Origin of the sequence: Streptomyces sp. NPDC046831 (genome assembly GCF_040645305.1) — a bacterium.
Classification (GTDB): Bacteria; Actinomycetota; Actinomycetes; order Streptomycetales; family Streptomycetaceae; genus Streptomyces.
This window is the reverse complement of the sequence record NZ_JBEYXZ010000016.1, coordinates 1-7,627: the sequence shown is the minus strand read 5'-3', so window position 1 is coordinate 7,627 and position 7,627 is coordinate 1. Positions and strand designations below refer to the sequence as shown.

Annotated in this window: 7 protein-coding genes; 3 read left to right on the top strand and 4 right to left on the bottom strand. The window is 72.8% G+C overall.

Translation table 11 applies throughout. The features are described from left to right. On the bottom strand, positions 1 to 1,049 hold a 1,049-nt coding region (locus ABZ920_RS16010), incomplete at its 3' end, for a helix-turn-helix domain-containing protein (RefSeq protein WP_361504266.1). 228 nt (positions 1,050 to 1,277) lie between these two features. On the opposite strand from ABZ920_RS16010, the gene ABZ920_RS16005 reads away from it, so the two are divergent. Continuing rightward, complete coding sequence (locus tag ABZ920_RS16005) at positions 1,278 to 1,748, top strand: GNAT family N-acetyltransferase (protein WP_361504263.1); 471 nt, start codon at positions 1,278 to 1,280, stop codon at positions 1,746 to 1,748. Positions 1,749 to 1,837: 89 nt separating this feature from the next. On the opposite strand, the gene ABZ920_RS16000 is transcribed toward ABZ920_RS16005, so the two are convergent. Together ABZ920_RS16000 and ABZ920_RS15995 are read right to left on the bottom strand one after the other, a co-directional pair. Continuing rightward, positions 1,838 to 2,242 (bottom strand): STAS domain-containing protein, encoded by a 405-nt coding sequence (locus tag ABZ920_RS16000; RefSeq protein ID WP_361504260.1) that lies wholly within the window; start codon positions 2,240 to 2,242, stop codon positions 1,838 to 1,840. After that, the gene (locus ABZ920_RS15995; protein WP_361504257.1) at positions 2,239 to 3,543 is read right to left on the bottom strand and encodes a PP2C family protein-serine/threonine phosphatase; all 1,305 of its coding nucleotides are present in this window, start codon (positions 3,541 to 3,543) and stop codon (positions 2,239 to 2,241) included. The genes ABZ920_RS16000 and ABZ920_RS15995 overlap by 4 nt, the downstream gene beginning before the upstream one ends. Positions 3,544 to 3,859: 316 nt before the next feature. Here ABZ920_RS15995 and ABZ920_RS15990 point away from each other — a divergent pair, with 316 nt between their 5' ends. Beyond that, positions 3,860 to 4,093: a hypothetical protein gene (locus tag ABZ920_RS15990; protein WP_135794274.1), complete on the top strand. Its 234-nt coding sequence runs from the start codon at positions 3,860 to 3,862 to the stop codon at positions 4,091 to 4,093. A 107-nt stretch (positions 4,094 to 4,200) separates the two neighbouring features. On the opposite strand, the gene ppk2 is transcribed toward ABZ920_RS15990, so the two are convergent. Next, positions 4,201 to 5,214 (bottom strand): polyphosphate kinase 2, encoded by a 1,014-nt coding sequence (ppk2, locus tag ABZ920_RS15985; protein WP_361504254.1) that lies wholly within the window; start codon positions 5,212 to 5,214, stop codon positions 4,201 to 4,203. Between the two features lie 299 nt (positions 5,215 to 5,513). On the opposite strand from ppk2, the gene ABZ920_RS15980 reads away from it, so the two are divergent. Continuing rightward, entirely contained in the window at positions 5,514 to 7,505 is a 1,992-nt protein-coding gene (locus ABZ920_RS15980; RefSeq protein WP_361504251.1) for an amino acid transporter, read from the top strand. The last annotated feature ends 122 nt before the right edge of the window (positions 7,506 to 7,627 follow it).

Below are 7,627 nucleotides of genomic sequence, written 5' to 3'. Positions count from 1 at the left end.
GGTGCGGGGGCCCTCCCCGGTGCGGGGGCCCTCCCCGGCTCGGGGGCCGTCCCCGGCTCGGGGGCCGTTCCCTCCAGCAGCGCCCGTCCCAGGGCGGTGCGCCGGTGCAGCACCCGGTTGCCCTCCCTGCGGGTCACGACGAGTCCCGCCTCCCGCAGCACCGTCGCGTGCCGGCTCGCCGTCGACGGCGCGAGCCGCAGCGCCGCCGCCAGCGCCGTCGTCGTCATCGGCCTCTGGAGCAGTTCCAGCAGTCGCGCACGCGAGGTGCCGATGAGCTGGGCCACGGACGGCCTGCCCGCCCCGGCGCGCAGCCGCGGCAGCCAGCCGGGGTCCGGGGGCGCCGGGTACACCAGAACCGGCGGCAGCGCGTCGTTCACCAGCGTCAGCGGAGCCCGTACGCAGAAGAAGCCCGGCACCACGGTGAGCGTGCGGCCGCGCAGCCGCACCAGGCGGGCTTCGGGGTAGGGGGCCGCGAGGCGCGTGCCGTGCCACTGCCAGCCGGGCAGTTCGGTGTAGCTGGCGAGCAACCCCTCGGCGCCGCCACCGAGCGCCGCCTCGGCACGCCGGGCCCGGTCCTCCGCGACCCGCGCCCCGATCGCGCCCAGGTAGGGCGACACGGCCACGTCGTGGTACCGCCGCAGGGTGGTGCCCAGCCAGTGCAGGGCGGCCGGGTCCCCGGTGGCCACCCAGCGCACGCTGCGCGGCACCGGACCCCGCAGGTCCGCGCAGAGCCGGGCGAGTTCGGTGACGAGTCTGCGCCGGGGTGTGGACATCACCCGGTCGACCCCGTGCTCCAGGCTCGCCTCACCCGTGCTGGGGGTGAGGAAGTCGGGGAAGTACCCCGAGGCCGGGCACAGCGGCATCAGCGCCCGGACGTCCTCGGTGAGTCCCTCGCGGTGCAGGGCCGCACGTACCTCGCGCCGCCACGCGTCGTACACCAGGGACTCCTGCCTGTTCTGCAGCAGGTGGAGGCTGAGCGCCGTGTCCCACAGCGGATCCGCTCCGCGGGCGACGCGTAACCGGGTCAACGCCCCTTCGCCGAAGTCCACTTGCAGCACCGTGCACGCACCCCCTGGAAGGGCCACGACCGTCGCGGGATCGGTGGCTCACTATAGTGAACGCCCGCTCGTGGCAAGGGCCGACCGGAGATCGGAACCGCCGTCCCGCCGCGCGGCCGGCACGCCGAACGAACCGGGGCGCGCGGTCGCCGGCCTCGACGAGATCGGGGTGAACGAAAACCCGTTTGGCCTTGCGGCCGGCGCCTCTAGGCTTCCCGCATGGCCACCTCGCCCCGCCTGGAAGAGATCACCCCCGACAACTTCGACGCCGCGATCGCCCTGCGGGTGCGTCCCGACCAGGACCATCTGGTGGCCCCGGTCGTGAAGTCCCTCGCCGAGGCGTACGTGCATCCGGACGTCGCCTGGCCGCGGCTCATCATGGACGGCGACCGGCTCGTGGGCTTCCTGATGGCCTTCTTCGACATCGACTTCACCGGCACCGGCACCGGCGTCGACACCCGTTCGGGCCTGTGGCGCCTGAACATCGCGGCCGGGGAGCAGGGCCGCGGCTACGGCCGCTTCGCGGTCCAGGCGGTGGCCGCCGAGATCCGCCGCCGCGGCGGCACCCGCCTGACGGCCTCCTGGCATCCCGGCGGCGACGGCCCCGAAGGCTTCTACCTCGGCCTGGGATTCCGGCTGACGGGAGAGATGAGCGGGGACCAGCGCGTCGGCGACCTGGAAGTCGTCTGAACCGAGGTCCGCCGGGCGGGCCGGTGCCGGCCCGGCTCCGGCGGCGGACGCGACCGGGTCCGCCGATGGCACCCGCGGTGCGGCAGCCGTTACGTCGTGGCTTCGCCACCGCGGGCCCCGGAGGACGGCCGGCCGTCGTGGGCCGCCTCGTCCCCGGCGGCGAGGGCCTCGGGGAGACTGGCGTGGAGCGAGAAGACGGCGTGCGCGCCGGTGATCGCCAGCAGTCGCGCCATCTGGGCGGGGACGGCGGCCAGCGCCAGGGTGACGTCGCTGGACTCGGCGTGCCGGAGCAGGCGCAGGAGGGTGCTGAGGCCGGAGGAGTCGCAGAAGGCGACCTCGGACAGGTCCAGCACCAGGTGCCGGCAGTCGGCCATCGCGGCGCTGACCTGCTCGTAGAGGGCGTCGGCGGTGCGGAAGTCCAGAGCTCCGGTGAGTGTCAGTACGGTGTGGCGGTCGCCGGTCCGGCGGACGGTCACCCGCAGGTCGGCGCTCACGGGGAACCGCTCCCGCGTGCACGGCTCGATCCGGCGGCGGTGCGGGACGGCAGACCGGTCAGGGCCGCCGCCCGGTCGGTGACGTTCGCGGTGGATCCGAGCCATTCGCAGAACAGCACGGTGGCGTCGTCCTGCAAACGGCCGTTGTGGTATTCGAGCACGGCGTGGATGAGGCGGCGCAGCGTCTCGGGCACGGGCAGCCCGTCGGCGTGGCGGCGGATGAGGAAGTCGGTGAAGCGATGCAGGCCGAACTCCTGGTCCCCGGTCCCGCGCGCTTCGGTGATGCCGTCGGTGTACAGCACGAGCCGGTCTCCGGGCTCCATCTGGTCACGGCACAGCGTGATCGGCAGGTCGAGTCCGGTGCCCATCGGATGCGCGGGCCGGCAGCTCAGGTGGGTGCTCCAGCGGCCACCGCGGATGATCACCGGCGGGTGGTGGCCCCGGTTCACCCAGGTCAGCGAACCGGTGCGGGTGTCGAGGTCGGCGAGGATGCCGGTCGCGTAACGCCGCCTGCCGAACTGCTCGATCAGCGCGTCCTCTATCCTCTCGCTGATCTCGGCGAGGCCGGCACCCTGGCGGCGGGAGTTGCGGCACGCCCCCATGGCCAGGTGGGCGGTCAGACCGGCGGCGGTGTCGTGGCCCATCGCGTCGAAGATCGACAGGTGCGCCATGTGGCCGGCGGTGGCGTAGTCATAGGCGTCACCGCTGATGCCGTAGGCGGGCTCCATCGCAGCGGCGATCATCAGCCGTCCGTCGGCGTAGGTGCGCGGCGGCATCAGGTGCCACTGCATCTCGGCCGCGATGTTCAGCGGGTGGGTCCGCGTCAGCCGCGCGTGGGAGTCACTGCTGCGCCGCTTGCTGTCGATGATCAGGGCCACCACGGCGGCCAGCAGGATCATGTCCTCCCGCGTCCGCGCGTCGTCGTCGGCGGTGGTGATCCGCAGTACGCCCAGGCGTTCGGCGCCGTCGAGCAGGGGGACCCACCAGTGACCGGCGTCCTGGCCCGCCGAGGCGCTGGGCAGGATCTGCCCGTACTGGAAGGAACGCCCGGCCACGGTGCCGTCGATCTTCAGCTCCTCCTCACCGACGGCTCCTTGTCCGGCGTCCAGGCCCTCACCGGTGAGCAGCCGCAGCGCATCGCGCTGGAGATCCGCCAGGTAGATCAAAACCTGGCGGAAGCCGACCGCTGCCGCGTGCGCGGCCGTCTTGGCGGGGAGGAGTTCCAGCGGCATCAGGTGGCTCGCGGCCAGCAGGCCGGCCAGCATCCGCCGCCCGTCCGTGTCCCGGCACTGCTCGCTCATCGGCAGCGTCCCATCGTTGCCTGCGACACGCTGCTCTTTCACATCGTGCCCTTGGGTCCAGTGTCCTTCTGCTCCCGGGTGAGCGGCCAGTGCCTCTCCCGGCCGGCTGTGGGAACGCCCCCTCCGCCACGCGCCGCGGGAGCCGTCCGGGGCGCGGACACCGCGCGCCCACCGGAGTGATTCCTGTGTGCCGCTCGGCCGCAGGGCAACGTGCCGCCTCGGGGGCCGCCGCCTCTTCCGGCTACGGTCCAAGGGCACCGGCAGGAGCCGGTGCGGGGACGGTCCTGCCCGTGCACCGATGAGGAGCTGAGCGTTCATGGCCGAGTGCGAAGTCTGCGGCAACGACTACGAGATGTCGTTCGAGGTGCACGCCGCGGGCGCGGTCCACACCTTCGACAGCATCGAGTGCGCCGCCCAGAGGATGGCGCCCATCTGCGACAACTGCCAGTGCCGCATCCTCGGCCACGGCCTCCAGGCGGACGGGGCGTTCTTCTGCTGCGCGCACTGCGCCCGCCTCCAGGGCAAGGCCCAGCTCGTCGATCACGGCTGAGCCCTGCACCTGGCCGGTGGAGAGGGAAGCCGGCAGGGCGTCGCGCCCTGCCGCTGAGCGACCCCTACGGCCGAGTGCCCGTGGGATACGACGGCGTCCCGCGACGGTCAGGCCGAAGGCCGCGAGGTGTTCCCGGGGTGGTTTCCGGGGCCGTCGCTGGGACCGGCCAGCGGGGTGGGTGAGAGGTCCATGGGTTCCTCGCCGGGCTCGAGCAGGGTGTTCGCCGCGCCCACGATCAGGGGGTCGGGCTTCCCGACCGCCTCCTGGTCCTTCGTCGGGTAGTCGCAGCGGTCGAGGAAGCTGCGCATGGCCTCCAGCCGGCCGCGCCGCTTGTCGTTGTTCTTCACCACCGTCCACGGCGCGTGTGCCGTGTCGGTCGCACGGAACATGTCGACCTTGGCCGTGGTGTAGTCGTCCCACCGGTCCAGCGAGGCGAGGTCGGTGGGCGAGAGCTTCCAGCGGCGCACCGGGTCGACCTGGCGGATCGCGAACCGGGTCCGCTGCTCGGCCCGGGAGACGGAGAACCAGAACTTCACCAGCAGGACGCCGTCGTCGACGAGCAGCCGCTCGAACAGCGGGGCCTGCCCGAGGAACCGCTGGTACTCGGCCTCCGTACAGAAACCCATGACGCGCTCGACGCCCGCCCGGTTGTACCAGGAGCGGTCGAAGAAGACGATCTCGCCGCGGGCCGGCAGGTGGGACACGTACCGCTGGAAGTACCACTGCCCCGCCTCCCGTTCGGTCGGCTTCTCCAGCGCCACCACCCGGGCTCCGCGGGGGTTCATCCGCTCGGTGAACCGCTTGATCGTGCCGCCCTTGCCGGCCGCGTCCCGTCCCTCGCAGACCACGACGATCCGCTGGCCGGTGTCCTTCACCCACCGCTGCAGCTTCAGCAGTTCGATCTGCAGGATCCGCTTCGTCCGCTCGTACTCGCCCCGGCCCATCCTGCGGTCGTAGGGGTGGTTCTCCCGCCAGGTCCCGATCGGGCGGCCGTCGGCGTCGAGCAGTATCGGCCTCTCCGGACGACTGTCGTCCACTTCCAGTCCTCGCAGCAGCCTGTCCTCGGGCGCGGCATCCCCCGCGCGCGCCGTGTCCGCCGTGCCGTCGTTCTCGGACACCACCTGTGTTCCCCGCCTCCCGGATCGCTCGAACGGCCGGCGCGCGCCGGTCGTCCCACGCATGCCCCGGTGGGCGCATTCCAGGCCCCGTGCCGAGGTGTACTTCGCCGATCGCGGAGCAGGCGGCTGCCAGGGTGTCGACCGGCCTGCCGGGGTGGCGCGCGAGGGGGCGACCTCGACGGCCGTCGTCCCGCCGGCCCGGTGTTCCCGGAGGGTCGCACACCCGGTGATCGTCCGCCTCCTCCGTGACCGCGGTTGCGGGAGGGGCGGACGTGGTCGAGCGGTGAAGAGGGAAAGGGCTGATGGAGGTCGTGGAGCAAGCGGACGAGATGGCCGTGCCGGAAGTGGTGGACAGCCCCGCGCGGCGGGTCCAGCCGACCGGCGGGGTGGGGCAGTGGTTCCTGCGCCACCGGGTGCAGCCGGTGGGGCCGGCGGCCGGCGCGGCACACACCGAGTCGCACGCCTGGTGGAAGGTGATGTGCCTGACGGGGGTCGACTACTTCTCCAGCCTGGCCTACGTTCCGGCGATCGCCGCCCTGGCGGCCGGGGCGGTGTCCCCGCTGGCGACGCTGCTGATCGTGGCGCTGACCCTGGTGGGAATGCTGCCGATGTACCGGCGGGTGGCCCGGGAGAGCCCGCACGGAGCCGGGTCGGTGGCGATGCTGGAGGATCTGCTGCCGTTCTGGTGGGGCAAGCTGTTCGTGCTCGTCCTGCTCGGGTTCGTGGCCACCTCGTGGATCGTCACGATCACCCTGTCGACCGCGGACGCCTCCGTGCACGTGGTCGAGAACCCGTTCTTCCCGCACGCCCTGCACGGGCACGAGGTCGGCCTGACGGTGGTGCTGTTGCTGCTGCTCGGAGGCGTCTTCCTCCTCGGGTTCAGCGAGGCGGTCAAGGTGGCCATCCCGCTGGTGGGCGTCTTCCTGGCGCTGAACGCGGTGGTCATCGGCGTCGGTGTGGTGCAGGTCTTCGGCACGCCCGGGGCGTTGTCCGCGTGGACCGGCGCGCTGGGCGGGGGTGGGGGCGGCCTGGGCCATCTGGCGGAGCCCGCCCTGCTGGCGTTCCCGCTGCTGGTGCTGGGCCTGTCCGGGTTCGAGACGGGGGTCAGCATGATGCCGCTCGTGTCCGCCGACGGCGACGACGAGGAGCAGCGGCTGCGGGGACGCATCCGCAACACCCGCAGGCTGCTGACCACGGCCGCGCTCGTCATGAGCGTCTACCTGCTGTCCGCGAGCTTCGTCACCACCGTCCTCATCCCGCACGAGGAGTTCGAGCCCGGTGGTGCGGCCAACGGCAGGGCCCTGGCCTGGCTGGCGCACGAACACGTCGGCGAGGCGTTCGGCACCGTCTACGACATCAGCACCATCCTGATCCTGTGGTTCGCCGGTGCCTCCGCGATGGCCGGGCTGATCAACATCGTCCCCCGGTACCTGCCGGACTACGGCATGGCCCCCGAGTGGGGACGCGCGGTGCGCCCGGTCGTCATCGTCTACACCGTCCTGTGCGTCGCCCTCACGATCGCCTTCGACGCCGACGTCGACGCCCAGGCCGGCGCCTACGCCACCGGCATCCTCGCGATGATGGTCTCCGGCGCGTTCGCCGTCACCGTCTCGGTCGTCCGCAGCCGCCGGCGGCTGGCCGGCACGGGCTTCGCGCTGCTCACCGCCGTACTGTTCTACGCGCTGGTCGCCAACATCGTCGACAAGCCCGACGGCATCGCCATCTCCGGCGCGTTCATCGCCGGCATCATCGCCGTGTCGCTGATCTCCAGGATCTCGCGCACCACCGAACTGCGCGCCGACCGCATCGTCTTCGACCCGGACGCCCGCCGCTTCATCACCGACACCCTCGCCCACGACCACGCGATCAACATCATCGCCAACCGGCGGCAGGCGGGCGACGGCGCCGAGTACGCGGCGAAGGAGCGGGAGCAGCGCGGCAGCAATCCTGTGCCCGGCCCGGCCGACGTGCTGTTCCTGGAGATCGACGTGGTGGACCCCTCCGACTTCAGCGACACCCTCACCGTCCGCGGCGTCCAGGTCGACGGCCACCGGATCCTGCGGGCCGAGGCCCCGGCCGCCCCCAATGCCATCGCCGCCGTCCTGCTCGCCCTGCGCGACGCGACCGGCGTACGGCCGCAGTGCTACTTCGCGTGGGCCGAGGGAAGCCCGCTGCGGCACATGTTCCGCTACTTCCTCCTCGGCCGGGGCGACACCGCCCCGGTGACCCGCGAGATCATCAGGAGCCACGAGCCCGACCCCGACCGGCGCCCCGGCATCCACGTGGGCGGGTGAGACGCCGGACGGCGGGAACCCCTGCCCGGGGAGGCCCGGCGGCGTCGCGGCGGCTGCCCGAGTCGCTCCCGGCCGCTTCCGGCAGGCACCGGGCGCGCTGCCCGGCCACGACCTCGTCGCCG